Here is a 25,719-nt window from a genome sequence, read left to right as displayed (position 1 = left end):
GGCTACCTGGCACTTCTAACTTTCGTGTCAGCCGGTCAGTGCCGGTCCTCGGGCCCCGGGATCGGGGCGCCAAGTCAGACGCGAAGGGAAACCCCTCAGGTGAAGCTCCAGCGGTACGGCACTCTTGCCTGCCTCGCTCTCGCCGCGACGCTCGGTCTCAGTGCATGCGGCTCGGACAACAACGAGCCCACCTCCAGCGCCAGCGCTTCGGGCTCGGCCGCCGCGGTCGACTGCGCCACCGGCACGCTGAACGCCCAGGGCTCGTCGGCGCAGAAGAACGCCATGGCCGAGTGGATCAAGGCGTACCAGCAGAAGTGCCAGGGCACCACGATCAACTACGAGCCGACCGGCTCGGGCGCCGGCATCCAGGCGTTCATCGCCGGGACTGCCGACTTCGCCGGCTCCGACTCCGCGCTCAAGCCGGAGGAGCAGCCGCAGGCTGACGCGAAGTGCGTCGGTGGCAAGGCCATCCACCTGCCGATGGTGATCGGCCCGGTTGCCGTCGCCTACAACGTCAGCGGCGTGGACAACCTCCAGCTCAAGCCGGCCACCCTGGCGAAGATCTTCGCCGGCAAGGTCACCAAGTGGGACGACGCGGCGATCAAGGCCGACAACCCGAGCGCCACCCTCCCGGCGACCACCATCCAGACCGTCCACCGTTCGGACGAGTCGGGCACCACCGACAACTTCACCAACTACCTCTCGAAGACCGCCGAGGCCGACTGGACCCTCGGTAAGGCCAAGCAGTGGAAGGGCCCGGGCGGCACCGGCGCCAAGGGCTCGGACGGTGTGGCCAGCTCGGTCAAGGGCGCCGACGGCTCCATCGGCTACATGGAGTGGTCGTTCGCCGAGAACGCCGCTCTGAAGATGGCCAAGATCGGCAACGGCAACGGCGAGTTCGCCGCGCTGACCGCCGAGGCGGCCGGCAAGACCATCGCCGGCGCCAAGGTCGAGGGCCAGGGCGACGACCTCAAGCTGTCGATCGACTACAACACCAAGGAGGCCGGGGCCTACCCGATCGTCCTGGCGACGTACGAGATCGTCTGCAGCAAGGGCCTCCCGGCCGACAAGCTGCCGCTGGTCAAGGGTCTGCTGGGCTACGCCGCCAGCACCGAGGGCCAGGCTGCCATGACCGAGTTGGGCTACGCCCCGCTGCCGGAGAGCGTCCGCACCAAGGTCGAGGCCGCAGTCAAGAACATCTCCTGACCGACACCACTCCGCAACCGAATCGAGCGAGCAGATGGGTGACACCCCACCCCGCTCGGCCGACGCCGGCACCGGCGGGACGCGCGTGACCCAGAGTCACGAGTGGCCCGCCGGTGCCTCGGCGCGTGTGGCCGAGGCACCAGTCAGCACCCGTTCCCCGGGCGGCACCGGGCTGGGCGGCGGCGGCGCGCTGCCGCGCAGCCGTAAGTTCGGCGCCGAGCGGGCCTTCCGCGGTCTCACCCTGGCCGCCGGCACCGCCGTTCTGGTCATCATCGCCGCCATCGCGATCTTCCTGGTCGCCAAGGCGGTGCCGGCCCTGCGCGCCAACACCGAGAACTTCTGGTCCTACGAGGGCTGGTCCCCCAACGAGGCGCAGCCAAAGTTCGGCATCGGTGCGCTCGCCTTCGGCACCGTGCTCAGCTCGGCGCTGGCGCTGCTCATGGCGGTACCGGTCGCACTCGGAATCGCGCTCTACCTCTCGCACTACGCGCCCCGCCGGCTGGGCACCGCGCTCGGCTTCCTGGTCGACCTGCTCGCCGCCGTGCCGAGCGTGGTTTTCGGCCTCTGGGGGCGGGACATCTTCATCAACCCGGTCCGGGATTTCTCGGTCTGGCTGAACAAATACTTCGGCTGGCTCCCGATCTTCGGCGGCGACGGCCCGTTCGGTAAGTCGATCATGCTGGGTGCCCTGGTACTCGCGATCATGGTGTTGCCGATCATCACCTCGCTCTCCCGCGAGGTGTTCCTCCAGACGCCGACCGCGAACGAGGAGGCCGCCCTCGCCCTGGGTGCCACCCGCTGGGAGATGCTCCGCACCGCAGTGCTGCCCTACGGACGCCCCGGCATCATCGCCGCGGTGATGCTCGGGCTGGGCCGCGCCCTCGGTGAGACCATCGCCCTGGCGATGACCCTCGGCATCACCTTCGGCGTCTCGTTCAACCTGATCCAGAACGGCGGCAACACCATCGCCGCCAACATCGCCAACGCGTTCGGCGAGGCGAACGAGACCGGCCGGGGCGCACTCATCGCCTCCGGCCTGGTGCTGTTCGCCATCACGCTGATCGTCAACATCACGGCGCGGGCGATCATCTACCGCCGCCGGGAGTTCACGGAGTCGGCCGCATGACCACAACCGTCACCTCCCACCGCACTCGTCCGCCGGCCCAGCCTCCCTCGCTGCGGGCTCGGCGGCTGCCCTGGTACGCCGCACCGGCCATCGCCGTGGCGGCCCTGGCGCTCTCCGCCGTGATCGTCTACGGCACCGGCACCGGCGGCCCGGTCCTCGTGGTCGCCCTCGGCGCGGTGCTCTACCTGGTCGGGCTCTTCGCCGCGGCGAACGCGGTCGAGGGGCGCCGGTCGGCCCGCAACCGCACCTGGAGCGCGTTGATCCACTCCGCGTTCGTGCTGGCGGTGCTGCCGCTCGTGTCGGTGGTCTGGACGCTGGTCAGCAAGGGCGCCGAGCGGCTGGACGTCAACTTCTTCCAGACCTCGATGAACAACATCGGGGCCCGAGACACCAACGGCGGCGCGTACCACGCGATCATCGGCACGCTGGAGCAGGTCGGCGTCGCCACCCTGATCACCGTGCCGCTCGGCATCCTCTGCGCCATCTACGTCGTCGAGTACGGCCGGGGCAAGTTCGCCTTCGCGATCCGGTTCTTCGTGGACGTGATGACCGGCATCCCGTCGATCGTCTCCGGCCTCTTCGTGCTGGCTTTTTGGGTGCTGGTCGTGTCGCCGTGGTTCAACGACGGTCGGCCGAGCTTCTCCGGCTTCGCCGCCGCGCTCGCGCTGAGCGTGCTCATGCTGCCCACCATCGTCCGGTCCACCGAGGAGATGCTCCGCCTCGTCCCGGCGCCACTGCGCGAGGGCGCCTACGCGCTCGGCGTACCCAAGTGGAAGACCATCCTGCGGGTGGTGCTGCCGACGGCGCTGCCCGGCATCGTCACCGGCGTGATGCTCGCCATCGCCCGTGCGGCCGGCGAGACCGCGCCGGTGCTGCTGGTCGCCGGCGGCGGTGCCGCGATCAACACCAACCCCTTCGAGAACAACCAGTCGTCACTGTCCCTCTTCGTCTACCAGCAGGCCGGCGACGCGTCGAGGTACGCGCCGGCACGGGCATGGACCGCGGCACTCACCCTGGTCGCCCTCGTGCTCATCCTGACGATCGGGGCGAAGCTGCTGGCCCGTCGTAACAGGCTCAGCCGATGAACCCCGGAGGTTCCACCATGGCCAAGCGCGTCGCAGCCTCGAACGTCACCGCCTACTACGGCGGCTTCAAGGCGATCGAGAACATCAACCTGACCGTCGAGCCGAAGACGGTCACCGCCCTGATCGGCCCGTCCGGTTGCGGCAAGTCCACCTTCCTGCGGTCGATCAACCGGATGCACGAGGTGCTGCCGGGGGCCCGGGTCGAGGGCAGCCTGACCATCGACGACCAGGACATCTACGACCGGGACGTGGACGTCACCGCGGTTCGGCGCATGATCGGCATGGTCTTCCAGCGGCCGAACCCGTTCCCCACCATGAGCATCTTCGAGAACGTGGTGGCCGGGCTGAAGCTCAACGGCGTCCGGAAGAAGTCGATCCTGGAGGACGCGGCCGAGAAGGCACTGCGCTCGGCGAACCTGTGGGACGAGGTCAAGGACCGGCTGGGCAAGCCCGGCGCGGGCCTCTCCGGCGGTCAGCAGCAGCGGCTCTGCATCGCCCGGACCATCGCGGTCGAGCCGCAGGTCGTGCTGATGGACGAGCCCTGCTCGGCCCTGGACCCGATCTCCACGCTGGCCATCGAGGACCTGATGTTCCAGCTCAAGGACAAGTTCACGATCATCATCGTGACGCACAACATGCAGCAGGCCGCGCGGGTGTCGGACCGGACCGCCTTCTTCTCGATCGAGAAGACCGGCGACCCGGGCCGGCTGATCGAGTACGACAACACCCAGAAGATCTTCAGCAACCCGAGCGTGAAGAAGACCGAGGACTACATCACCGGCCGCTTCGGCTGAGCCGTCCGCAACCGGTCACCGGCGCCCCGCCCACCCGGCGTGGGCGCCGGTGTCGTATCCAACGTCGCCCGTGCGCCGCCACCTCCAAGATCGTGCTCGAACATGGAAGTAGTGGCCTCCGTCGCACGACGACCCCACTACTTCCTGGAGCTTGTCTCATCCTGTTTGGGCTGCTCAGGGATGGTTGACAGGTCGTGGTGGTGTGGTTGGGGTGCTGGTGTGCGGGTGTGGATCTTCGGTGTTGATCATCTGTCTAGCGGTTGATTTCGGTGTTGGTCAGCACGAGTAGGGCGCGTAGCAGGGTGGTGGCGTGTGGGCGCCAGCCGTGGCGTAGTCGGGTGAGGATGCGCCAGTTCTTGAGGTGAGCGTGGGCGTGTTCATTGGCCGCGCGTTCGCGGCTGAGCAGGGTGTTCACGCTGTGTTGGGCGGGGGTGAGGGGTGGTGGCGGTTGCCGCGTCGTCCGGTGATGACGGTGGGGTTCTCGGGTTGGTCGTCGAGGCGGGTGTGGATGCGGTCGCAGATGACGGCGAGGTCATGACGGCGTAGCCGGGTGGGTAGGCGTAGGCGTTTGGCTTGGGTGGCTTCGTGGGTGCGGGCGCCGGCGGCGGCGGAGATCCAGAGCAGCCGGCCGTGGTGGTCGGTGAGGGTGAGTACGCGTAGGTGGTGAGCCTTGTGTTTGCCGCACCACAGGCGTCGTTCGGCGCGGCCGCTCGGGCGGTGCACGGGCAGGCAGGTGCCGTCGAACAGCAGCGGGTCCTCACTGCTGGTGCGGGCGGTGTGGGTGAGGACTCGGTCCAGGCGGGGCGCCATCGCGGCGAGAGTGGTGATGGTTTGCCGAACCCAGCGGCGCACGCTGTGATGCGACACCCCGTAGGCGGCGGCGAGGTCGGCGGGACGCTGATCATGGCGGAGCACGGCCAGCACGATGAGGGCGACCTGCTCATCGGGCAGCTTGCGCCACCGCGAGCGCACACCACGGCGATACCGGCGGATCGCTTGAGTGATCATGGTCAGCGACTTCGTCGACAAGGGCAGATGGACCTGGTAGACCAGAGCATGGCCCTCGGTGGGCGTGTTGTCGTGTGTCACGACCTGCAACCCTCACCGAGGGCCCTGCTATGAGCCACGCGCAACACCGGAACAGATCGAACCTTCCCGAGGGCAGTCGATCATCAGCGAAGATCACCACACCCTGACCAGCGCCGCGACCCCACGACTCGTCCTGTCAACACCACCCCACCAGCCCAAACAGGATGAGACAAGCTCCTGGATCGAGCGCGATCTTGGCGGGCGAGCGCGGCTGGGGTGGGGCGGGGTGCTCAGCCGAGCACGAAGCGGGGCTCGCCGTCGGGCGGCAGGTCCAGGCGGGGAGTGACCGGGGTGGCGGCGTCCCGGCTGGCCGCCGCTCGCGCCACTCCGGCCAGATCGCCGGCCGCCGCCACCTGGGCCAGCGTGACCAGCGTCGGCGGCAGCATGGTCAGCTCGCCCGCCTCGGCCCGGGCCAACGCGTCCGCCGGGCGAACCCACAGGGTGTGGTCGGCCTCGCCGGAGACGTCCCGGGTCCGCTGCCCCTCAGGCAGCAGGGCGACGAAGAAGTACGTGTCGAAGCGGCGCGGCTCGAACTCCGGCGTGATCCACCGGCTCCACGGCAGCAGCAGGTCCGACCGCAACGTCAGGCCCCGGTCGGCGAGCAGCGCCGCGAAGCCCAGGCGACGCCCCTCCAGGTCCTGCCGGGCAGCTTCCCAGTCGTCGCCGCTGACGTCGCCCACCACGGTCGCCGGGTCCGGGCCGGCGAGCAGCACGCCCGCCTCCTCGAAGACCTCCCGGGCGGCGGCGCAGACCACCGCCTGGGCGGCGTCCGGAGCCACCCCGAGCCGCCCCGCCCACTCGCTCGGCGCCGGGCCGGCCCAGTCCAGGTGGGCCTCGGAGTCGGAGCGGTCCACCCCGCCGCCGGGGAAGGCGTACATCCCGCCGAAGGTCATCGCGGCGACCCGGCGGATGACGTACACCTCGAAGTCGGCGCCGGTCGGGCGGAGCAGCAGGACGGTGGCCGCGACCCGGGGCACCGCCGGGGTGCCGCCCTCGGCCTGGAACCGGCGGGCGTGCTCGACCAGGGCGGCCGGGGCGGCGAAGCCGTCGCTGTCGATCGTCATGCCCGCGAGCCTAGTTCCCCGCGACGCGGCTACCGGGAGCGCGCCCAGCCTACAAAGCGGGTTCGGCGCCGTATCGGCGATGTCGGGGTGTCCTGGTCGCGGGATAGCGCGATATCGCCGACACGGAGTCGATCACGATCAGGCGCGCACCCCAGGCAGGCATGGCCGGCGAGCCGGCGGTTCACCTGGCTGGGCTAGCGTGCCGACATGACTCGTTGGGGCATCCTGGCCACCGGCCACATCGCCAGCCGTTTCGCCGAAGACCTCCGGTTGGTGCCGGACGCCGAACTGGTCGCGGTCGGCTCCCGCGCCGCCGACAGCGCGCAGCGCTTCGCCGAGAAGCACGACGTGAAGCGCGCCTACGCCTCCTGGGTGGAGCTGGCCGCCGACCCCGAGGTGGACGTGATCTACGTGGCCACCCCGCACGCCGCGCACTACGAGGCGGCCATGACCTGCCTGACCGCCGGGCGCCCGGTGCTGCTGGAGAAGCCGTTCACCCTCGACCTGGCCACCAGCGCCGAGCTGGTGGACACCGCCCGTGCCGCCGGGACCTTCCTCATGGAGGCCATGTGGATGCGGACCAACCCGATGATCCTGCGGGTGGTGCAGCTGATCGCGGAGGGCGCGATCGGCACGGTGAGCAGCGTCCGGGCCGACTTCGGGGTGTCCGGGCCGTTCCCGGCGGAGCACCGCATGCGGGCCGCGGCGCTGGGCGGGGGCGCCCTGCTCGACCTGGGGGTCTACCCGATCAGCCTGGCCCACCTGCTGCTCGGTGTGCCACAGCAGATCCGGTCCTGGGCGCAGCTCGGCCCGGAGGGGACGGACGAGAACACCGGCATCCTGTTCGGCTACGACACCGGCGCGCTGGCCACCCTGAGCTGCGGCATGGTCGGGTCGAGCGGGCAGACCGCCTCGATCACGGGCACCGCGGGTCGGATCGACCTGCCGGAGCCGTTCTTCCGGCCGGGTTCGCTGGTCCTGCACCGCGACGGCGCCGAGCCGGAGACGATCACCGCCGACACGGTCGGTAACGGCTACCAGTACGAGGCGATCGAGGTGCAGCGCTGCCTGGCCGCCGGGCTGACCGAGAGCCCGCTGGTGCCGCACGCCACCACGCTTGAGGTGATGGCCCTGCTGGACGCCGTACGCGAGCAGATCGGCGTGCGGTACGCGTGAAGGAAAGGGCCCCTTGTCGGCTGACAAGGGGCCCTTCCGTCGTGGTGCGTCGGGGTGCGGTCAGCCGAAGAGCGGCCGGACCAGCAGGTAGGTGAGGCAGGCGATCAGCGCGGCGGCCGGGAACGTGACGATCCAGGCGATCACGATGTTGCCGGCGACGTTCCAGCGGACCGCGGAGAGCCGCTTGGTGGCGCCCACGCCCATGATCGCCGAGGTGATCGTGTGGGTGGTGGAGATCGGCGCCTTCAGCACCAGGGCGTTGAAGTAGAGCACCGCGCTGGCCACCGTCTCGGCGGCGAAGCCCTCCGGCGGGCCCAGGTCGATGATCTTGCGGCCGAGGGTGCGGATGATCCGCCAACCGCCGGCGTACGTGCCCAGCGCCAGCATCGTCGCCGAGGTCCAGAACACCCAGCCTGGGATGTGGGACTTGTCGTCCTGGAAGCCGCCCGTGTACAGGGCGAGAACCACGATGCCCATGGTCTTCGCGGCGTCCTGCATGCCGTGGCCGACCGACATGGCGGCCGCCGAGGCGGTCTGCGCCCACCGGAAGCCCCGGTTGAGCTTGCCCGGCTGCCCCTTCCGGAACAGCCAGAGGATGGCCAGCATCAGCAGGTAGCCGAGGGTGAGACCGACGATCGGCGAGAGCACCATCGGCAGGATGACCTTCTCGCCGATGGTGGCCCACTGCACGATGCCGCCGGTGGACAGCAGGGTCGCGCCGACCAGGCCGCCGAAGAGCGCGTGTGACGACGACGAGGGCAGACCGAAGTACCAGGTGATCAGGTTCCAGGCGATGGCGCCGAGCACTCCGGCGAAGACCACCCCGAGGCTGGCGACCCCGGTGGGCAGGGTGACCAGGCCGTCGCCGACGGTCTTGGCCACCCCGGCGCCGAAGTGGGCACCGACGAAGTTGCCGACCGCGGCGAGCAGCAGGGCGATCCTGGGTGTCAGCGCCCGGGTGGAGACGCTGGTCGCGATCGCGTTGGCGGCGTCGTGGAAGCCGTTGGTGTAGTCGAACGCCAGGGCCACCGCGATCACCGCCAGCACGGCGATGAGTTCGGGGGTCACAGGCTCAGGACTCCTTGACGGCGATGGTCTCGACGGTGTTGGCCACGTGCTCGAAGGCGTCGCAGGCGGCCTCCAGCTCGTCGGCGACCTCCTTCATCTTCAGCACCGTCAACGCGTCGTACTCGCCGGAGAAGAGACGGACGAGCAACTGCCGGTTGATCCGGTCGCCCTCGTTCTCCAGCCGGTTGCACTCGATCCAGTAGTCCTCGAGGTCCTTCATCGACTTCAGCCGCGGCATCGCGTCGGCGGTCAGCTTGGCCTGCTGGTCGAGCACGTTCACCATCTCGTGCAGCTCGCGGGGAAGCGCCGGGAGCTCGGTCAGCCCGTACAGGTAGAGCAGGTCGCCGACCGCCTCCAGGTGGTCCATCACGTCGTCCAGCAGCGAGCCGAGCCGGTAGATGTCCTCCCGGTCGAACGGCGTGATGAACGTCGAGTTGATCTTCTTGTACAGGTCGTGGGTGATCTGGTCGCTGTCGTGCTCGACCTCGGTCAACCGCTCGCTGACCGACTGCACATCGACGCCGGGCAGGGCCAGTTCGTTCAGCAACGCGGTGCCCCGGACCAGGTTCTGCGCGGCCCTGGTGAAGAGCTCGTAGAAGGCGCCCTCGGTGGGGCGGAAGGAAAACTTCACAGCACAGACCTCGTCGCGTCGGTGGAAGGGTGGCGGTGCCCGTCGGGTACCCGCCCGGTGAATGCTAGGAAACGGCGGAACGGCGAATTCGTCGGCCCACCCCTGGCCAGGCCGCATTCACCGGTCGTTCACCTGCTGTTCATCTCGGGCGTCCCACCCGCCCCCGCGTCCCCAGCACAGAGCCGCTCCCGCTCGTGCGCCACGTCGAAATCGGCAGCCGGATACCCCAGATCAAGCGTGTCGAACGTCTCCCGCAACAGGTGGGCCACCGCCCAGTCCCGGTACCACTTGCGGTCCGCCGGCACCACGAACCACGGCGCGGCGTCCGTGCCGCACCGGCTCAGCGCCTCGGCGTACGCGGCCTGGTAGTCGTCCCAGAGAGCCCGGGAATCGACGTCCGACGGGTTGTACTTCCAGTGCTTGCGCGGGTCGGTGAGCCGCTCCAGCAGCCGCCCGCCCTGCTCCGCGTAGGAGATGTGCAGCATCACCTTGACCAGGGTCACCCCGCCATCGGTGAGCTCCCGCTCGAAGGAGTTGATGTCGTCATACCGGGCCCGCCAGGTGGCCTCCGGCACCAGCGAGCCGACCCGGGCGATCAGCACGTCCTCGTAGTGGGACCGGTTGAACATCCCGACGTACCCCGGTGGCGGCAGCGCCCGCCGGATCCGCCACAGGAAGTCGTGCCGCAGCTCCTGCGGGGTCGGCGGACCGAACGAGCGGATGTGCAGGCCCAGCGGGTTCATCGCGCCCGCCACCCGCTTGATCGTGCCGTCCTTACCGCCGCAGTCCATCGCCTGGAGCACCAGCAGCACCCGACGCGCCGGCCCGTCCGACCCGGCCTTGGCCATCGCGAAGAGCATCTCCTGCTGGCGGCCCAACTCGCCGCCGACCAACTCCACCTGCTCGCGGGCCCAGGCCTTGCGGCGCTCCCCGGTCACCTCCGTGGCCGGCAGACCGGGCGTGGACCGGGGGTCGATCGCGCCGAGATCCACCGGTGCGGAGACCCGCAGCAACTCCCGCACGGAGCCGCCGACGGGCGCCACGATCTGCGCTTGCTGGGGTGCGCTCATCCTCGGATCATCGCCCACCCGCCGGCCATCCGCCCGCCGAGCGCAGCCCTGCCCGGGCCGGCTGTCACGTTCGGGGCTGCCGGCGCGTCCAGTTGGCGGGAGGATGTACGCCGGGACGAGCCGGCCGGGGAGGGTGGTGGGTCGTGCAGGACCTGGCGACGGAGTTCGAGGCCAAGCGGGGCCGGCTGCTCGCGGTGGCCCACCGCATGCTGGGCAGCCGCAGCGAGGCCGAGGACGCGGTGCAGGAGACCTGGCTGCGCTACGCCGGCGCGCTCGCCGACCCGGCGGCCCGCGCCGAGATCCGCGACCTGTCCGCCTGGCTGACCACCGCCTGCGCCCGGATCTGCCTGGACGTGCTCCGCTCGGCCCGGGTCCGGCGTGAGGCGTACCACGGGGAGTGGCTGCCGGAGCCGGTGGTGAGCCCGGTCGGCGCCACCCCGCCCACCGACGGGTACGCCCCCGACCCGGCGGAGCGGGCGGTGCGCATCGACCAGGTCGGCACCGCGCTGCTGGTGGTGCTGGAGCGGCTCGCGCCGGAGCAACGGGTCGCCCTCGTGCTGCACGACGTGTTCGCGGTGCCGTTCGCCCGGGTCGCCGACGTGCTCGGCACCACCGAGGCCGCCGCCCGGCAGCTCGCCTCCCGGGCCCGGCGGGCGGTCACCGCGCCGGACCTGCCCCGACACACCGCCGAGCCGGCCGAACAGCGCCGGGTGCTGGCCGCGTTCGTCGCCGCCACCGAGTCCGGTGAGCTGGATCCGCTGCTCCGGGTGCTCGCGCCGGATGTGGTCCTCATCGGCGACTCGGGCGGGCATTTCCCGGCCGCCCGCCGACCGGTGGTCGGCGCGGACAAGGTCGGGCGCTTCGCACTCGGCCTCTTCGGCCGGGCCGGCCGGTACGCCAGCCGGGTGCTGTCCCGGCCGGTGCTGGTCGACGGCGTACTCGGCCTTCAACTGGAGACGGTGCACACCGACGGCCGGCCGATCCGCCTGGTGACCGCGTTCGCCGTGGACCAGGGCCGGATCACCGCCATCTACAACCAGCTCAACCCGGAGAAGCTGACCGATCTGCCGCCACTGAACGACGACGACCACTGGCCGCCGCGCTGGTGAGCCGGCTCAGACCACCAGGGCCAGCCACTTGCGGTACGAGGTGGCGAACGGCTCGGTGCCGTCGCCGAGCGCGCCGAACAGCCACCGGGCCGCCGCCTCGGCCTCGACCACCACGTCCTCCGGGTAGCCGTACCGGGCCCGGTGCTCGGCGAACTCGTCCTCGTCGAGCAGCTCCACCAGGCCGGTGGCCCGGCGCCGGACAACGTCCAGGTCCAGGTCGATCAGATGGACCGTGTCGTCGGATTCCCAGCGGGCCGGGGTGGCGATGTCGCAGTAGACCTCGCTGGTCCGCGGCGGCGGGTTGAACATGCCCGTCCACCAGGCGTGGCGCGGCACCAGCAGGACGAACGGGATCTTCTCCACCGACGGACGGCCGTGGTAGACCGACTCGGTGCCCGCGGGGACGCCGAGCCAGACGCCGAGGTCGTCCTCGGCGAGCCGGCGGGCGGGATAGTCACGGTGGGCGCTGCCGTCGTACTTGCGGTAGATCACTCGGACCACGTCGCTCGGCATGATTCGCACCCTAACCGATACTGCCCACGCGTCGTAGCACAGCTGTAACCGGACGGCGCCGGACGGGCCGGCCCACCAACCGGTACCGCGCCACGCGGGCGGATGGGCGCGGCCCGTGTCGGGCACGACGGGTACCGTCGCACGGTGACTCCGCCCCGCACCGCCACCGGTTCCGCCACCCCGTCGGCCCGTGCCGGGAGCCGGCGGCGGGGTGCCCGGCCCAGCGGCACCGAGCTGCTCGCGGCGGCGGTCGGCGCGGTGCCTGGCGGCGCTGCGCGCCCCGGCCAGCAGCAGATGACCACCGCGATCGAGGAGTGCGTGACCAGCGGCGAGCACCTGCTCGTCCAGGCGGGCACCGGCACCGGCAAGTCGCTGGCCTACCTCGCGCCGGCCCTCACCGTGGACGGCCCGGTGGTGGTCTCCACCGCCACCCTGGCGTTGCAGTCCCAGTTGGTCGACCACGACCTGCCCCGGCTGGCCGACGCGGTCGAGCCGCTGCTCGGCCGGCGGCCCACCTTCGCGGTGCTCAAGGGCCGCCACCACTACCTCTGCCTCGCGCGACTGGACAACTCCACAGAGGAGGAGCCGGAGGACACCCTCTTCGACACCCCGGCCGCCCGCCCCGGCGGCGGCACGAAGTGGCTCGGCGAGGCGGGCCGAATGGGCAAGCAGATCGAGCGGCTGCGCGGCTGGGCGGAGAAGACCGCCACCGGCGACCGGGACGAGCTGGACCCGGGCGTCGACGACCAGGCCTGGCGGCTGGTCTCGATGCCGGCCCGGGAGTGTGTCGGGGCGACCCGCTGCCCGTTCGGGGCGGAGTGCTTCGCCGAGGCGTCGCGGGCACGGGCCCGCGAGGCCGACATCGTGGTGACCAACCACAGCCTGCTCGCGGTCGACATGCTGGCCGACCGGCACATCGTGCCGCCGCACAAGCTGCTCATCGTGGACGAGGCGCACGAGCTGGCCGACCGGGTCTCCTCGGCGGCCCAGGCGGAGCTGGTGCCAGATCTGATCGACCGGTCCACCCGGAGGGCCCGCCCGCTGCTGCGGCCGGAGACCGCCGAGTCGCTCACCGCGGCCGGCGACGCCCTCGCGGTCGGGCTGGCCGAGGCACCGGCTGGGCGGATCACCGCCGGGCTGCCGGCGCCGCTTCGCGAGGCGTGCACGCTGCTCGACGCGGCGACCCGCGCCGCGCTGGACGCGATCGGCGAGGTCAAATCCGACGATCCCGACCCGGTCCGCAAGCAGCAGGCCAAGGCGGCGTTGGACGAGCTCTCCACGACCGCGCAGCGGCTGCTGGAGGAGGCCGAGCACGACGTGGCCTGGGTGGAGAAGAACGACAGCGGCAGCCGGCGCGCACTGGTGGTCGCGCCGCTGTCGGTGGCCGGCACCCTCGCCACCCACCTGTACGACGAGCGCACCGTGGTCGCCACCTCGGCCACCCTGGCACTCGGTGGCCGGTTCGACACGGTGGCCCGCGCCCTCGGGCTGGACGCGCCGCCGGTCCCGGCGTCCCCGGCCGCCGCCGCGCTGGCCGCCCGCACCGGCCCGGGCCGACCGGCCGCCGAGACGCCGGGCCGCCGGCTGGCCGACGACGCCATCCCGGGTGCCACCATCCCGGCGACCGAAGGTCCGGGCTGGCGGTCGCTGGACGTGGGGTCGCCGTTCGACTACGCCCGGCAGGGCATCCTGTACGTCGCGGCGCACCTGCCCCGGCCCAGCGTCTCCGGGCTGCCCGAGGCGGCCGGGGAGGAGCTGATCGCGCTGGTCGAGGCGGCCGGTGGGCGTACTCTCGGGCTCTTCTCCTCCCGACGGGCCGCGCAGCAGGCGGCGGAGCTGCTGCGCGCGCGGACCGACCTGCCGGTGCTGCTGCAGGGTGAGGAGGCGCTGCCGCTGCTGGTCCGCCGGTTCCGCGAGGAGCGCGCCAGCTGCCTGTTCGGGGTGATGTCGCTCTGGCAGGGGGTGGACGTGCCGGGCGACGCCTGCCAGCTCGTGGTCATCGACCGGCTGCCCTTCCCGCGGCCGGACGAGCCGCTGGCGGCGGCCCGCGCCGCGGCCGTGGACGCGGGCGGCGGCTCCGGCTTCGCCGCGGTCAGCGTGCCGATCGCGGCGGTCCGGCTGGCCCAGGGGGTGGGCCGGCTGATCCGGGCCACCGGCGACCGGGGGGTGGTCGCGGTGCTCGACTCCCGGCTGGAGACCGCCCGCGGCTACGGGCCGTTCCTGCGTCGTTCGCTGCCGCCGTTCTGGTACACCACCCGCCCCGAGGTGGCCCGCGGTGCGCTGCAACGCCTCGCCACCGCCTGACCGCCCGCCACGCCCCCGCGCACACCCCGCCGCAGCTCAAGATCCGCACAACATGAGCGAAAGAGTGGCCTCCGACAGCGGGGAGACCACTCTTTCCAGGAAACTGTGTGGATCTTGAAGTGGGCCGGCGGGTCAGGGAGCCTGTGCGGCGACGACCACGGCGTCCGGCGGGGTGTCCGGGACCGTCCGGGCGGCCAGCCTGCGGACCGCGGTGTTCAGCACCGCGATCAGCGGCACGGAGACCAGCGCGCCGGTGATCCCGGCGAGCACCACCCCTGCGGCGATGCCGATGATCACCGCAAGCGGGTGGAGGGCCACCGCCCGTCCCATGATCAGCGGCTGGAGCACGTGCCCCTCCAACTGCTGCACGCCGATCACCACGCCCAGGATGATCAACGCGGTGACCGGGCCGCTGTCGACCAGCGCCACCAGGACCGCCACGCCGCCGGAGAGCGCCGCACCGACGATCGGGATGAACGCGCCGAGGAAGACCAGCGCGGCCAGCGGGAAGGCGAACGGAATGTCGAAGATGACCAGGAAGATGCCGATGCCGACCGCGTCGATGAAGGCGACCAGCACCGTCGCCCGGACGTAGGCGACCAGCGTCTGCCAGGAGGCCCGGCCGGCGTCGTCGACCTTCCACCGGGCGGCCACCGGCAGCAGCCGGACCAGGAAACGCCAGATCCGGCTGCCGTCGCGTAGGAAGAAGAACGTGGCGAAGAGCACCAGCAGCGTGCCGGTCAACACCTCGGCCAGCGTGGCGGCGGTGCTCAGCGCGCCGCTGGTGAACTTCGAGGTGTTGTCGTTGATCCAGCCCTGCGCCTCGTCGATGTAGCGGTCGAGCTGGTTGTCAGAGACGTGCAGCGGGCCCGTCTTCAGCCAGTTCTGGATCTGCCGGACGCCCTCCGAGGACTTCTCGCTCAGCTCCGGCACTCCCCGGATGAACTCGTTGACCACCAGGGTGAGCGTGCCGATCACCGCCGCCAGGCCACCGACCAGCACCACCGCCGTCGCCAGCGACCGGGGCAGCCGGGCCCGCAACAGCCAGCCCACCGCCGGCGCGAGCAGCGCCGAGAGCAGTAGCGCGATGGCCAGCGGAATGATCACGATCTTGACCGTGCCGACGATCCGGAGCAGCGCCCAGGCCACCACGCCGATCACGATCAGCCGCCAGCACCAGGCGGCGGCGATCCGCAGCCCGTGCGGGACGTCGGCGTCGTCCCGGCTGGAGGTCGAGCTGTGCACGTCCACCGGAGGTTCCGCGCCGACGACCGTGGCCGTCGGCGGCGCGGCGGGCCCCGGCACGGCGGGCGAGGCCACCCCGACGGGCTCCGGGACGTCGCTCGACGCGCTCCGATCGGCGCGTACCGAGTCCCGTCCTGACTGGTAGGCGCGGCGGAGCCGCCCGCGTACCCGCTCGAAGCGGCTCAAGCGCACCTCCTGGCAGAGAAACCGGCCCGCCCACGACGACAGGTCGGACAGCATACGTCCGTTCCCGACACCGTAGGGCAGTTCCGCCACACATTGCCCCGGTCACCTCGGGCGCAACCACCGGCTGCCGGCCGTCGCCGACACGGTAGCGTCTGCGGCGTGACCGCCGACCAGGATCTCGACGCCGGCCTGCCGATCCGCCTGCTGCACGACCGGGTGCTGGTACGGATGGAGGGCAGCGAAGGCGAGCGCCGCTCCACCGCCGGCATCGTCATCCCGGCGACCGCCACGGTCGGCAAGCGCCTCGCCTGGGCCACCGCCGTCGGAGTGGGGCCGAACGTCCGCGCCATCGTCTCCGGCGACCGGGTGCTCTTCGACCCGGACGACCGCTCCGAGGTCGAGCTGCACGGTCGTGGGTACGTGCTGCTGCGGGAGCGGGACGTGCACGCCGTGGCCGCCGAGCGCGTCGACAACGACTCCACCGGCCTCTACCTCTGAGACCTCCCCCAACCCCGCGCCGCACACCGGCGTGGGCGGCCGGGCACCGGCGCGCGGCGTCGCTCCGTTTGCCGGGCCGCACGACGGGAAGCCATCCGGCGACCGTGGCCCTGGGGAGGGACGATGCCGGTATTCGTGAAGAAGCTGTTGGCCTGGGGCAGCCTCGCGTTCCTGATCTACTTCATGGCGTTCCGGCCGGACGGTGCCGCGCAGATGTTCAAGGCGATCGGGGCGATGCTGGTCGCGATGGCCCAGGGCCTCGGTGACTTCCTCACCACCCTGATGACCTGAGCCGCCCTGATGACCTGATCCGCCGGCCTCACATCAGTGTTGACCGGGCGGCCAGGGCGCCGCCGGCCGCACGCCGTACCAGCCGGGCGGGGCGTACCCCACCGGCGGTGGCGGCGCGGCCAGCAGCACCGGAATCGGCACCACCGGCTCGTCCGGCGCGGCCACCGGACGCTGCGAACCGTCCGGGAAGCGCAGGTGGTAGCGGCTGCCGTCCCAGACCCCGACCGGGGCCTGCGGGTCCCGACCCACGAAGAACGACCGGTACGAGGTGATCGACTCCAGCAGCTCCCGCTCCTCACGAGCCGTCCGCTCCCGATCAGCCGGCTTGCGGTCCAGGCCGCGCAGCGTCCCGTCGCGCAGCAGGGCCAACCGGGTGGCGGCGAACTGGTACCCCCGCATCGCCCGCACCCCGGCGTCCCCGGCCACCCGACGCGCCCAGCTACGGGCCGCGTGCCGGCGACCGAGGCTGCTCAACGCGGCCACCTCGGGCGGACTCAGCCAGCCGGCGCGCACATAGTCCGGCAGCGTCCGCTCGGTGAGCCGCCCCTCCCACGCACGCAGCCACACCGCCAGCCCCACCATGCCGAAGAAGACCGGCACCATGAGGCCCAGGAAGCCGTACAGCATGATCACCGTCTCGCCGGTGGCCTGGGTCAGCGTGGGCAGCAGGTTCCAGGTGCCGTGCAACATCATGGCCAGCAGCAGGCCGGCGACCGGTGCGAGCACCCGGACCCGGCGGTCGGCCGTCCGGGCGGCGACACCCAGCCCCACACCGGTCATCGAGGTGAAAAGCGGATGGGCGAAGCCGAACAGCAGGATCCGCACGATGAAGATCGCGATGACCTGCTGGGTGCCGGTCGCCGGGCCGTACCGGTCGGCGCCTGCCGCGTAGCCGTACCCGCCCAGGTAGAGGATGTTCTCCACCATGGCGAAGCCGACCGCGGAGAGCCCGCAGTAGACCAGGCCGTCGGTGATCCCGGACCACTCCCGGCGACGGAACACCAGCAGCAGGATCGGGCCGAGGGCCTTGGTCAGCTCCTCGATGAACGGCGCCACCAGCACGCCGGTGAGCGCGGCCGGCAGTCCCCAGTCATTGAACCGGGCGGCGGCGAACTCGTTCACGGTGAGCGAGGCGGCCGTGGAGACGAACGCACCCCAGGCGAAGCAGAAGATCAGGTACTTCAACGGCTCCGGCTCGTAGCGGTCCAGCCAGAGGAAGCAGGCGACCAGCACCGGCACCGGTAGGACGGCGGCGACCAGCCCGATCAGCAACGCCTCGACGCCGAGCGACTGGCCGAGCGTGAAGACCATGAAGCCCGCGCAGGCGGCGATGAACAACACCACCCCGGCCAGCACCAGGAACCGCCGCCGGTCCAGTCGGCGCAGCGGCATCCGGGGCGCCTCGCCGGCGGACGGGGCTGCGGGCGCGGGCGGCGACGGCAGGGGTGCACCGGGCGGGGTGTCGGCCATGCGGTCAGCGTAGCCATCCCCCGCCGGCTGGTTTGGTCGCATCGGCAGTCGCTATGCTGCCGGCAGGTCACGAGCGCCAGCGTCAAGCCCCGGCTTGCTGGCCGGCAACCCTCGTCGAGTTCGCGGTGGGGTGCCCCGGGTGATGACCGGGCCCAGCCCGATCGGCGTGCTGGGCAAGCGCGGACCCCGTCCCGACACCAGACCCGGGGTCCCTGACCCCGGAGGTTCCGGCGTGTCCGTCACCCTCGTACCCTCGCTCCCCACCCGGTCCGCCGTGGCGCCCGCGCCGGCCGCGTCGGCGCCGCTCGACGTACTCGGCGTACCGGGCGAGATCAACCTGGACTACGCGGCCAGCGCGCCGTGCGCGCGGGCCGCCGCCGACGCGGTGGCCGAGCTGCTGCCCTGGTACGCCAGCGTGCATCGCGGTGCCGGGGCGCTGTCCCGGCACTGCACGCTGGCCTACGAGCGGGCCCGGCAGACGGTCGGTGACTTCTTCGGCGCCCGCGCCGAAGACCACGTGATCTTCACCCGCAACACCACCGACGCGCTCAACCTGCTGGCCCGGGCGCTGCCCGCCGGCACGACGGTGGTCACCTTCGCCGGCGAGCACCACGCCAACCTGCTGCCCTGGCCGCGCGGCTCGGTCCGGCTGCCGGTGCCCACCGACCCCGCCGGGGCGGTACGCGCCCTCGCCGCCGCCCTCACCGAGCTGCGGCGGGACAGCAACCCGGCGCTGCCCGTACTGGTCGCGGTGACCGGGGCGAGCAACGTGACCGGCGAGCGATGGCCGGTCGCCGAACTGGCCCGGGTGGCCCACCGGCACGGGGCCCGGATCGCCCTGGACGCCGCGCAGCTCGCCCCGCACGCCCCGGTCGACCTGCTCGCGCTCGACGTGGACTACCTGGCCGTCTCGGGCCACAAGCTGTACGCGCCGTTCGGCGCGGGCGTGCTGATCGGCCGGGCGGACTGGCTGGACGTCGCTCCGCCGTACCTGGCCGGTGGTGGCGCCACCAGCCACGTCGGGCCGGCCACCCACGACGTGACCTGGACGACCGGCCCGGCCCGACACGAGGGCGGTACCCCGAACCTGGTCGGCGCGGTGGCGCTGGCCGCGGTGTGCGCGGCGCTGGCCGACGCGGACCGGGTCGCGCTGGCGGCCCGCGAGCAGGCACTGCTGGCCCGGCTGCGGACCGGCATCGCCGCCCTGCCGCACGTGGTGGAGCTGCGCACCTTCGGCCCGGACGCGCCCCGGGTCGGCATCGTGTCGTTCGTGGTCGCCGGGTGGGACTCCGCCGACGTGGCCGCCCGGCTGGCCGCCGAGCACCGGATCGGCGTACGGGACGGGCTGTTCTGCGCCCATCCGCTGGCCCGGCGGCTGCTCGCCGAGGCGGCGGGGCGTACCGGCCGGCGGGACCTGCCGCCCACCGCCCTGCGCGCCAGCATCGGCCTGGGCAGCACGGCCGCGCAGGTGGACCGGCTTCTCGCCGCACTCGCCGCGTTGGGCTGAGGGCGGGCGGAGCGCCGCGGCCCCGGTCAGCCGACCGGTGGGGCGGTGGGCGGCTTCGGCGTCTCGCCCGGCTCGGCCGGTTCACCGATCGGCCGCTCCTGCTCCCCGAAGGCGGTACGGATCCACCGGTTCGCCTCCTCCTGGTCGATCCCGGAGGCCACCAGCAGGTCGCTCGCGGTGGTACGGATCTGGGCGATCACCACGCTGCCCGAGAAGCCGACCCCGGCTCCGTACGCCCGACCGGCCTCGCTGACCGCCCGCAGCGACCGCTCCCGGGCCTTCTCCGGTTCCTCGCCCACCGCGAACTCGTGCTTGAGCAGCCGGACCGACTCGGCGAGGTGGCCGATGCCGTCCGGCATCGGATCCGGCACCGGCTCCTCGTCCTCGATCAGCGTCACGGCCCGGCGGATCAGCGTGCCGGTGTTGCGCATCGCCCGGTCGATCGGGTCGGCCGCCTCCGCGTAGTGGGTCAGCTCGTCGCGCCGGTGCCAGCGGGCCGGGGAGAGGGTGGCGGTCTCCTTAGCCCCCTCGATCGCCTCGGCCAACGTGGCCAGCTCCTCCTTGTTGTTGCGCAATCGTTCGAGCGCCTGCTGGATGCCGGCGCGGTCCCGGTTGCGCAGCCCGTCGGCCGTGGCGTCGAGCTGGGCGGCGAGCAGGTCCAGCGCCGGTCGGGCAGCGCGATTGAGCACCCGGAGCGGGTTCAGCGGCAGCAGCACCGCCGTCACCAGCAGCGCGATCCCACCACCGAGGAACGCGTCGACGAAGCGCGGGATCTCCAGATTCTCGGTCTGCGGACTCAGCGTGACGATCAGCACCGCCGTGGCCGCCGCCTGGATGACGATGGCCACGCTGGCCCCGGCGAAGATGGTGAGCAGGATCGCGACCGTGACCACCAGGCCGAGCTGCCACGCCCCGGTGCCCAGCAGGTAGATCAGGAAGTCGCCGATGGCCACCCCGATCCCCACCCCGACGATCAGTTCCACGGTCCGGCGGAACCGCTGACCGACCGACGCGGCCAGGGTGCCGACCGCGGAGATCGGCGCGAACACCGGCTGCGGGTTGCCGAGCAGCCGGTGCGAGACGTAGTACGCCAGCCCGGCGGCCAGCCCGGCCTGCACGGCCAGCCCGCCGGCCATTCGCACCCGGTGCAGCCGGTCGTGCAGCGTGGCCCGACTGCGATGGCGCAGCTCCTCGGTGGCCTCGGCGATCCGCGCGCCGTCGATGTCCACCAACCCTTCGCGCAGCGCCGTACGCCGCACCATCGGAGGTCGCTTGTCCCGGGGCACGGCCATGGGCGCGACTACCCGTGGCACGCGCGCTGAATCCTCCCGCTCCGCGCGCTCCCGTCGGATGCGGCAGACTCGGGCGGTGGCCGATCTGTTGGACCGGTGGCGGGCGGCAGCCCGGGGCGCCGGGGCGAAGCCCGGCGCGGACACGACCCCCGCCGGGGAGCAACTGCTCTCCCGGTGGCGGGAGCCGCACCGGCATTACCACACGGCGGTGCACCTGACCGCCGTGCTGGACGTGGTGGACCGGCACGCGGGGCTGGCCGACCGGGCCGACCTGGTCCGGCTGGCGGCCTGGTGCCACGACGCGGTCTACGACCCGCGGGCCGCCGGCGACGCCAACGAACGGGACAGCGCCACGCTGGCGGGGACCGTGCTCACCGAGCTCGGGGTGCCGACGCCCGCGGTGGCCGAGGTGCGCCGGCTGGTGCTGCTCACGGCCGGGCACGTGGTGGCCCCGGGCGACCGGGACGGCGAGCTGCTCTGCGACGCGGACCTCGCTGTGCTGGCCGCCCCGCCGGCCACCTACGACCGCTATGCGGCGGCCATTCGGCGGGAGTACGCGCACGTGCCGGAGCCGGCCTTTCGGGTGGGCCGGGCCATGGTGCTCACCGGCCTGCTGGCGCTGCCGGCGCTATTCCGGCTGCCACCGCTGGCCGGCCGGTGGGAACAGCCGGCCCGGAACAACCTGCGCCGCGAACTGGCCACGCTCACCGCAGCCGGGCCTCCGGCGGACTGACCAGATGCTTCGGGCGGCGCAGGCCGGCGTCCCGGAGCAGCCGGACCAGCTCCCGGCTCGGCACCACCTGGGCACCGAGCCACACCGCCGCCGCGAACCGCTCGGCCGGAATGTCGTAGTGGTCCCGGTCGAAGCCGCGCCGGGGCGCACCCAGCGCCTCGGCGAAGGCGTGTAGTTCGGCGTAGGAGACGTCGCTGATCAGGTGCGACCAGAGCCGACCGCGCCACGGCCAGGCAGGCCGGTCCAGGTAGAGCATGGTGCCCAAGTTAGCCCGCGCAGTTGATCACGTTGATGATCGGCGGTCGGCAACCTAGCCTCAGCTACATGGCCCCCACCCCACTCCTCGACGACCTGCGCGCGGCGCTGGGCGAGACCGCCGTGCTCACCGACCCGGACCTGCTGCGCATGCACCAGCGGGACGAGGCCGACCTCTGCGCCGCCGGCACCCCGCTGGTGGTGACCCGCCCGCGCACCACCGAGCAGGTGGTCGCGGTGATCCGGGCGGCGGCGCGGCACGGCGTACCCGTGGTGCCGCAGGGCGCGCGGACCGGGCTGGCCGGCGCGGCCAACGCCGTGGACGGCGCGGTGGTGCTGAGCACCGTCGCCATGGACGAGATCCGGGAGATCGACCCGGTGAGCCGGATCGCGGTGGTCCAGCCGGGGGTGGTCAACGCGGCGCTGGCCGCGGCGGTGGCCAAGCAGGGGCTCTGGTACCCGCCGGACCCCGGCTCCTGGGAGTCGTCCACCATCGGCGGCAACGTGGCCACCAACGCCGGCGGCATGTGCTGCGTCAAGTACGGCGTGACCACCGAGTACGTGCTCGGCCTGGAGGTGGTGCTCGCCTCCGGCGAGGTGCTACGCACCGGCCGGCGTACCGCCAAGGGGGTGGCCGGCTACGACCTGACCCGGCTCTTCGTCGGCTCGGAGGGCACCCTCGGGGTGATCACCGAGGTGACCGTCGCGCTGCGCCCCGCCCCGGCCGAATCGCTGACCCTGGTGGCGGTCTTCCCCTCCACTGCGGCGGCCGGCGCGGCGGTGGCCGAGATCGCCGCCCGAGGGCTCACCCCCAGCCTGCTGGAACTGCTGGACCAGACCCACCTGCGGGCGATCGAGGCGTACCAGCCGATGGGGCTGCGGACCGACGCCCAGGCTCTGCTGCTGGCAGCCGCGGACACCGGCAGCCGGGCCGCGGACGACCTGGCCGGCCTGGCCGAGGTGTGCGAGGCGGCCGGCGCCGACGAGGTCTACGCGGCCACCGACGCGGTGGAGGCGGCAGCGCTGCTGCAGGCCCGGCGCCTGGCTCACCCAGCGATGGAGAAGTTCGCGGCCGACGCCTACCCGGGCGGCAACGGCGGCCTGGTGATCGACGACGTGGCGGTGCCGCGCGGCTCGCTCGCCGCCCTGCTGGACGGCGTGGCCCGGATCGCGGTGGACTGCGACGTGCCGATCGGCGTGGTGGGGCACGCCGGAGACGGCAACATGCACCCGAACATCGTGGTCGACCGGGCCGACCCGGCGAGCCTGGAACGGGGTCGGCGGGCGTTCGACGAGATCATGCAGCTCGGCCTGGACCTGGGCGGCACCTGCACGGGCGAGCACGGCGTGGGGCTGCTCAAGCGGGACTGGTTGGCCCGGGAGATCGGCCCGGTCGGGGTCCGGGTGCACCACGCCATCAAGTCGGCGCTGGACCCGGACGGCCTACTCAACCCCGGCAAGGTGCTCTGACCTGGACCTGGACCCGGCGAGGCCCGGCCGACGCCTCGGTGCAGGATCAGCCCTCGACCTCGGCCGGGGTCGCCTGGGTGAGCAGCAGCAGGATCTCCCCGGCGACCTTCGTGCGCTCCTCGCCGGGGCAGTCCTGCGAGGTGACCAGCCCGGCGGAGGTGAGCAGGCTGGAGGTCAGCGCGTCGATGCAGGTCGGCCGGTACTGCCGGACCTGATCGGTCTCCTTGGCCAGCGTCGGGTCGGCGAGCAGCACCTGGAGCCGTTCGGTCTGCTCCGGGGCGAGGGTGCCCCGGGAGGTGACCCCGTCACCGGCACAGTCGAGGCACTGCCACGCCCCGTCCCGCTCGACGCTCAGCGTGCGCAGCGGGCCGTCGGCGCCGAGCCTCTGGAGCAGGCTGACCTGCCCCGCGGCGACCGTCGTGGGAACCTCGAGCGCCGGCCCGCCGGCCGCGACTCCGGCCGACTGCACCCCCGGTGTGTCGCCGCCGTTCCGGTCGAACAGCGAGCACCCGGTCAGGGCGCTGGCCAGCGCCGCAGCGAGAAGGGGAATGAGCAGGCGGGAGGGCGCGCGGTACAGCACGCGCGGAAACCTACCCCACCGTAGGTTCGACCGAAACCACCATCCGGGCCGGTATCGACGGTTACCCTTCGGTAACGTTTCTTTTCGTCACCGAGTGGACGGGCGCAACTCAGCCTGATCGTCGTCGCCACCCCGGTCGGCCGCGAAGCCCCGGACGTCCGGAGCGCCGAGCCGGGCCGCGTCCGCAGCGGCGTCGTCCGGCATCAGTTGGGACTGCCGCTCCGCCTCCACCCGTGCCCGGTAGTGCTCGACCTCACGTGCCTGAGTGGCCGCGTCCCAGCCGAGCACGGCACCCATCAACTCGGCGGCGTGTTCCGCCGACTCAAGCCCTCGATGGCTGGTCTCGAAGGAGATCCGGGTCCGCCGGGTCAGCACGTCCTCCAGGTGCAGGGCGCCCTCGGCCCGCGCCGCGTAGGTGACCTCCGCGGCCAGGTACTCCGGGGCACCGGCCAGCGGGGAGGCGAGCAGGGGATCGGCGTCGGCCAGCGCCAGCAGGTCCAGCGTGAGGGTGCCGTACCGCTCCAGCAGGTGCTCCACCACGCCCACCGGTACGCCGTGCCGGCGGGCCAGGTCGGCCCGGTCCCGCCACATGGCCGGGTACCCGTCGGCGCCGAGCAGCGGCAGGTCGGCGGTACGCGAGGCGCGCGCCCCGCCCAACCGCCTGGCGGCCCGGTCGACCACATCGGAGGCCATCACCCGGTACGTCGTGTACTTGCCGCCGGCGACCAGCAGCAGCCCGAGCATCGGCTCGAAGACCGCGTGCTCCCGGGACAACTTCGAGGTGGAGTCGGCCTCGCCGGCCAGCAGCGGACGCAGCCCGGCGTAGACGCCCTCGATGTCGGCGGTCGTCAGCGGCCGGTCCAGTACGACGTTGACCTGCTGCAGGAGGTAGTCGATGTCGCGGGCCGAGGCAGCCGGGTGGGACCTGTCCAGCCGCCAGTCGGTGTCGGTGGTGCCGATGATCCAGTGCCCGCCCCACGGGATGACGAAGAGCACCGAGCTCGCCGTACGCAGGATGAGCCCGGTCTCGCCGGTGATCGCCGAGCGGGGCACCACCAGGTGCACCCCCTTGGAGGCGCGCACCCGGACGCCGGGCCGCAGGCCCACGTCGTTGAGCATCCGGGACATGTCGTCGCTCCACACCCCGGTGGCGGCGATGACGGTGCGGGCGTGCACCTCGAACTCCGCGTCCGGTGAGCCGGCCGGCGCCTCCAGGTCACGGACCCGGACGCCGGTCACCTCACGCGCCTGCCGGATCAGCCCGACGGCGCGGGCGCTGCTCACCACCGTGGCGCCGAGGCTGGCCGCGGTGCGGGCCAGCGTGACCACCAGCCGGGCGTCGTCGACCTGCCCGTCGTAGTACCGGATCGCCCCGGCCAGCGCGTCGGCCCGCAGGCTCGGGAAGATCCGCCGGGCACCCTCGCGGGTCAGGTGCCGGTGCAGAGGCATGCCCCGGCCACCGCCGAAGACCCCTGCGAAGGCGTCGTAGGCGGCGACGCCAGCGCCGTAGTACGAGCGGCGGAAGATCCGGGCGGGCAGGTCCCGCAGGCCCCGACCGGCCGGCAGCGGCACCAGGAACGGCACCGGGCGGACCAGGTGTGGCGCGAGCCGGGTGGCCAGCAGGCCGCGCTCGGTCAGCGCCTCGTGGACCAGGTGGAACTCCAACTGCTCCAGGTAGCGCAAACCACCGTGGATGAGCTTGCTGGACCGGCTGGAGGTGCCCGCGGCAAGATCGCGTGCCTCGACCAGGGCCACCTTCAGGCCCCGGGAGGCCGCGTCCAGGGCGGCGCCGGCACCGGTCACCCCACCCCCAATGACCAGCACGTCGAAGCGCTCGCCGCGGAGTCGGCGCAGGTCGGCAGCGCGGCGGACCGGCGAGAGCTGACCGGCTACGGATCGGGAGATATTGGGGTCGCGCACCTGTCCACCGTAACCGCCGATGCCATCGTGCCGACAT

Annotated in this window: 25 protein-coding genes and 1 riboswitch; of the genes, 12 read left to right on the top strand and 13 right to left on the bottom strand. The window is 72.5% G+C overall.

What is annotated here, in order from left to right:
* The first annotated feature begins 99 nt into the window (after positions 1–99).
* The 4 genes from pstS to pstB are packed head-to-tail and all read left to right on the top strand — an operon-like array spanning position 100 to position 4,211.
* The gene (pstS, locus tag OG990_RS32115; protein ID WP_406078134.1) at positions 100–1,206 is read left to right on the top strand and encodes a phosphate ABC transporter substrate-binding protein PstS; all 1,107 of its coding nucleotides are present in this window, start codon (positions 100–102) and stop codon (positions 1,204–1,206) included.
* A gap of 34 nt (positions 1,207–1,240) precedes the next feature.
* Positions 1,241–2,332 carry a phosphate ABC transporter permease subunit PstC gene (gene pstC / locus OG990_RS32110; protein WP_406078133.1) on the top strand — a complete coding sequence of 364 codons (1,092 nt, stop codon included), beginning with the start codon at positions 1,241–1,243 and terminating at the stop codon, positions 2,330–2,332.
* Positions 2,329–3,417: a phosphate ABC transporter permease PstA gene (gene pstA, locus OG990_RS32105; protein WP_406078132.1), complete on the top strand. Its 1,089-nt coding sequence runs from the start codon at positions 2,329–2,331 to the stop codon at positions 3,415–3,417. The genes pstC and pstA overlap by 4 nt, the downstream gene beginning before the upstream one ends.
* Positions 3,418–3,434: 17 nt before the next feature.
* Positions 3,435–4,211, top strand: a complete 777-nt coding sequence (gene pstB / locus OG990_RS32100; protein ID WP_328420910.1) for a phosphate ABC transporter ATP-binding protein PstB — start codon at positions 3,435–3,437, stop codon at positions 4,209–4,211.
* Positions 4,212–4,464: 253 nt separating this feature from the next.
* Here pstB and OG990_RS32095 read toward each other — a convergent pair whose 3' ends face one another.
* The 3 genes from OG990_RS32095 to OG990_RS32085 form a co-directional block, all read right to left on the bottom strand.
* Positions 4,465–4,626, bottom strand: coding sequence for a hypothetical protein (locus OG990_RS32095; protein ID WP_406076958.1), 162 nt, complete (start codon positions 4,624–4,626; stop codon positions 4,465–4,467).
* The gene (locus OG990_RS32090; RefSeq protein ID WP_406076957.1) at positions 4,623–5,300 is read right to left on the bottom strand and encodes a hypothetical protein; all 678 of its coding nucleotides are present in this window, start codon (positions 5,298–5,300) and stop codon (positions 4,623–4,625) included. The genes OG990_RS32095 and OG990_RS32090 overlap by 4 nt, the downstream gene beginning before the upstream one ends.
* A 230-nt stretch (positions 5,301–5,530) precedes the next feature.
* Positions 5,531–6,364 carry an NUDIX hydrolase gene (locus tag OG990_RS32085; protein WP_406078131.1) on the bottom strand — a complete coding sequence of 278 codons (834 nt, stop codon included), beginning with the start codon at positions 6,362–6,364 and terminating at the stop codon, positions 5,531–5,533.
* Between the two features lie 207 nt (positions 6,365–6,571).
* Between OG990_RS32085 and OG990_RS32080 the strand changes: the two genes are divergently transcribed.
* Positions 6,572–7,540, top strand: a complete 969-nt coding sequence (locus OG990_RS32080; protein WP_386988171.1) for a Gfo/Idh/MocA family protein — start codon at positions 6,572–6,574, stop codon at positions 7,538–7,540.
* Positions 7,541–7,600: 60 nt separating this feature from the next.
* Here the strand turns inward: OG990_RS32080 and OG990_RS32075 are convergent, their stop codons facing one another.
* From OG990_RS32075 to OG990_RS32065, 3 genes are all read right to left on the bottom strand, one after another.
* Positions 7,601–8,608 carry an anion permease gene (locus OG990_RS32075; protein WP_328420916.1) on the bottom strand — a complete coding sequence of 336 codons (1,008 nt, stop codon included), beginning with the start codon at positions 8,606–8,608 and terminating at the stop codon, positions 7,601–7,603.
* A gap of 4 nt (positions 8,609–8,612) precedes the next feature.
* A complete protein-coding gene (locus OG990_RS32070) occupies positions 8,613–9,239 on the bottom strand; it encodes a DUF47 domain-containing protein (protein ID WP_053655020.1) in 627 nt (208 codons plus the stop codon).
* Between the two features lie 128 nt (positions 9,240–9,367).
* Complete coding sequence (locus OG990_RS32065; RefSeq protein ID WP_406078130.1) at positions 9,368–10,309, bottom strand: PPK2 family polyphosphate kinase; 942 nt, start codon at positions 10,307–10,309, stop codon at positions 9,368–9,370.
* A gap of 143 nt (positions 10,310–10,452) precedes the next feature.
* Here OG990_RS32065 and sigJ point away from each other — a divergent pair, with 143 nt between their 5' ends.
* Complete coding sequence (gene sigJ, locus OG990_RS32060; protein WP_406078129.1) at positions 10,453–11,418, top strand: RNA polymerase sigma factor SigJ; 966 nt, start codon at positions 10,453–10,455, stop codon at positions 11,416–11,418.
* 6 nt (positions 11,419–11,424) lie between these two features.
* Here sigJ and OG990_RS32055 read toward each other — a convergent pair whose 3' ends face one another.
* Positions 11,425–11,931 carry a DUF402 domain-containing protein gene (locus OG990_RS32055; protein ID WP_328420921.1) on the bottom strand — a complete coding sequence of 169 codons (507 nt, stop codon included), beginning with the start codon at positions 11,929–11,931 and terminating at the stop codon, positions 11,425–11,427.
* Positions 11,932–12,033: 102 nt separating this feature from the next.
* On the opposite strand from OG990_RS32055, the gene OG990_RS32050 reads away from it, so the two are divergent.
* Positions 12,034–14,235, top strand: coding sequence for an ATP-dependent DNA helicase (locus OG990_RS32050; RefSeq protein ID WP_386988182.1), 2,202 nt, complete (start codon positions 12,034–12,036; stop codon positions 14,233–14,235).
* A 132-nt stretch (positions 14,236–14,367) separates the two neighbouring features.
* On the opposite strand, the gene OG990_RS32045 is transcribed toward OG990_RS32050, so the two are convergent.
* On the bottom strand, positions 14,368–15,720 hold the full coding sequence (locus OG990_RS32045) for an AI-2E family transporter (protein WP_328420925.1): 1,353 nt from the start codon (positions 15,718–15,720) through the stop codon (positions 14,368–14,370).
* Between the two features lie 105 nt (positions 15,721–15,825).
* On the opposite strand from OG990_RS32045, the gene OG990_RS32040 reads away from it, so the two are divergent.
* Together OG990_RS32040 and OG990_RS32035 are read left to right on the top strand one after the other, a co-directional pair.
* Positions 15,826–16,164 carry a co-chaperone GroES gene (locus tag OG990_RS32040; protein WP_328420927.1) on the top strand — a complete coding sequence of 113 codons (339 nt, stop codon included), beginning with the start codon at positions 15,826–15,828 and terminating at the stop codon, positions 16,162–16,164.
* Positions 16,165–16,287: 123 nt separating this feature from the next.
* Positions 16,288–16,455, top strand: a complete 168-nt coding sequence (locus OG990_RS32035; protein ID WP_328420929.1) for a hypothetical protein — start codon at positions 16,288–16,290, stop codon at positions 16,453–16,455.
* 33 nt (positions 16,456–16,488) lie between these two features.
* Here OG990_RS32035 and OG990_RS32030 read toward each other — a convergent pair whose 3' ends face one another.
* A complete protein-coding gene (locus OG990_RS32030; protein WP_406078128.1) occupies positions 16,489–17,967 on the bottom strand; it encodes a PrsW family intramembrane metalloprotease in 1,479 nt (492 codons plus the stop codon).
* A gap of 23 nt (positions 17,968–17,990) precedes the next feature.
* Positions 17,991–18,111, top strand: a riboswitch (SAM riboswitch).
* A gap of 46 nt (positions 18,112–18,157) precedes the next feature.
* On the opposite strand from OG990_RS32030, the gene OG990_RS32025 reads away from it, so the two are divergent.
* Positions 18,158–19,432, top strand: coding sequence for an aminotransferase class V-fold PLP-dependent enzyme (locus tag OG990_RS32025; RefSeq protein ID WP_406078127.1), 1,275 nt, complete (start codon positions 18,158–18,160; stop codon positions 19,430–19,432).
* A 26-nt stretch (positions 19,433–19,458) separates the two neighbouring features.
* Here the strand turns inward: OG990_RS32025 and OG990_RS32020 are convergent, their stop codons facing one another.
* Positions 19,459–20,694, bottom strand: a complete 1,236-nt coding sequence (locus tag OG990_RS32020; protein ID WP_386988529.1) for an aromatic acid exporter family protein — start codon at positions 20,692–20,694, stop codon at positions 19,459–19,461.
* Between the two features lie 106 nt (positions 20,695–20,800).
* Here OG990_RS32020 and OG990_RS32015 point away from each other — a divergent pair, with 106 nt between their 5' ends.
* Positions 20,801–21,457, top strand: a complete 657-nt coding sequence (locus OG990_RS32015) for a metal-dependent phosphohydrolase (RefSeq protein WP_406078126.1) — start codon at positions 20,801–20,803, stop codon at positions 21,455–21,457.
* Here OG990_RS32015 and OG990_RS32010 read toward each other — a convergent pair.
* Positions 21,429–21,713: a DUF4031 domain-containing protein gene (locus OG990_RS32010; RefSeq protein ID WP_406078125.1), complete on the bottom strand. Its 285-nt coding sequence runs from the start codon at positions 21,711–21,713 to the stop codon at positions 21,429–21,431. The two genes, OG990_RS32015 and OG990_RS32010, sit on opposite strands and share 29 nt — an antisense overlap.
* 68 nt (positions 21,714–21,781) lie before the next feature.
* Between OG990_RS32010 and OG990_RS32005 the strand changes: the two genes are divergently transcribed.
* The gene (locus OG990_RS32005) at positions 21,782–23,182 is read left to right on the top strand and encodes an FAD-linked oxidase C-terminal domain-containing protein (RefSeq protein WP_328420939.1); all 1,401 of its coding nucleotides are present in this window, start codon (positions 21,782–21,784) and stop codon (positions 23,180–23,182) included.
* A 46-nt stretch (positions 23,183–23,228) separates the two neighbouring features.
* Here OG990_RS32005 and OG990_RS32000 read toward each other — a convergent pair whose 3' ends face one another.
* Positions 23,229–23,762, bottom strand: a complete 534-nt coding sequence (locus tag OG990_RS32000; RefSeq protein WP_386988195.1) for a hypothetical protein — start codon at positions 23,760–23,762, stop codon at positions 23,229–23,231.
* Between the two features lie 87 nt (positions 23,763–23,849).
* Positions 23,850–25,667 carry a glycerol-3-phosphate dehydrogenase/oxidase gene (locus tag OG990_RS31995; protein WP_328426131.1) on the bottom strand — a complete coding sequence of 606 codons (1,818 nt, stop codon included), beginning with the start codon at positions 25,665–25,667 and terminating at the stop codon, positions 23,850–23,852.
* Positions 25,668–25,719: the final 52 nt, after the last annotated feature.

Origin of the sequence: Micromonospora sp. NBC_00858, assembly GCF_045207365.1 — a bacterium.
Classification (GTDB): domain Bacteria; phylum Actinomycetota; class Actinomycetes; order Mycobacteriales; family Micromonosporaceae; genus Micromonospora.
The sequence above is the reverse complement of the archived record's forward strand: the minus strand, read 5'-3'. Positions and strand labels throughout refer to the sequence as shown.

What these genes read in the sequence shown, in the direction of transcription:
- OG990_RS32045 (WP_328420925.1), bottom strand. Translation starts at nt 15,720, where the DNA reads ATGCTGTCCGACCTGTCGTCGTGGGCGGGCCGGTTTCTCTGCCAGGAG.
- OG990_RS32055 (WP_328420921.1), bottom strand. Translation starts at nt 11,931, where the DNA reads ATGCCGAGCGACGTGGTCCGAGTGATCTACCGCAAGTACGACGGCAGC.
- pstC (WP_406078133.1), top strand. Translation starts at nt 1,241, where the DNA reads ATGGGTGACACCCCACCCCGCTCGGCCGACGCCGGCACCGGCGGGACG.
- OG990_RS32030 (WP_406078128.1), bottom strand. Translation starts at nt 17,967, where the DNA reads ATGCGACCAAACCAGCCGGCGGGGGATGGCTACGCTGACCGCATGGCC.
- OG990_RS32010 (WP_406078125.1), bottom strand. Translation starts at nt 21,713, where the DNA reads ATGCTCTACCTGGACCGGCCTGCCTGGCCGTGGCGCGGTCGGCTCTGG.
- OG990_RS32065 (WP_406078130.1), bottom strand. Translation starts at nt 10,309, where the DNA reads ATGAGCGCACCCCAGCAAGCGCAGATCGTGGCGCCCGTCGGCGGCTCC.
- OG990_RS32020 (WP_386988529.1), bottom strand. Translation starts at nt 20,694, where the DNA reads ATGGTGCGGCGTACGGCGCTGCGCGAAGGGTTGGTGGACATCGACGGC.
- OG990_RS32035 (WP_328420929.1), top strand. Translation starts at nt 16,288, where the DNA reads ATGCCGGTATTCGTGAAGAAGCTGTTGGCCTGGGGCAGCCTCGCGTTC.
- OG990_RS32085 (WP_406078131.1), bottom strand. Translation starts at nt 6,364, where the DNA reads ATGACGATCGACAGCGACGGCTTCGCCGCCCCGGCCGCCCTGGTCGAG.
- OG990_RS32005 (WP_328420939.1), top strand. Translation starts at nt 21,782, where the DNA reads ATGGCCCCCACCCCACTCCTCGACGACCTGCGCGCGGCGCTGGGCGAG.
- OG990_RS32080 (WP_386988171.1), top strand. Translation starts at nt 6,572, where the DNA reads ATGACTCGTTGGGGCATCCTGGCCACCGGCCACATCGCCAGCCGTTTC.
- pstA (WP_406078132.1), top strand. Translation starts at nt 2,329, where the DNA reads ATGACCACAACCGTCACCTCCCACCGCACTCGTCCGCCGGCCCAGCCT.
- OG990_RS32050 (WP_386988182.1), top strand. Translation starts at nt 12,034, where the DNA reads ATGGGCGCGGCCCGTGTCGGGCACGACGGGTACCGTCGCACGGTGACT.
- pstB (WP_328420910.1), top strand. Translation starts at nt 3,435, where the DNA reads ATGGCCAAGCGCGTCGCAGCCTCGAACGTCACCGCCTACTACGGCGGC.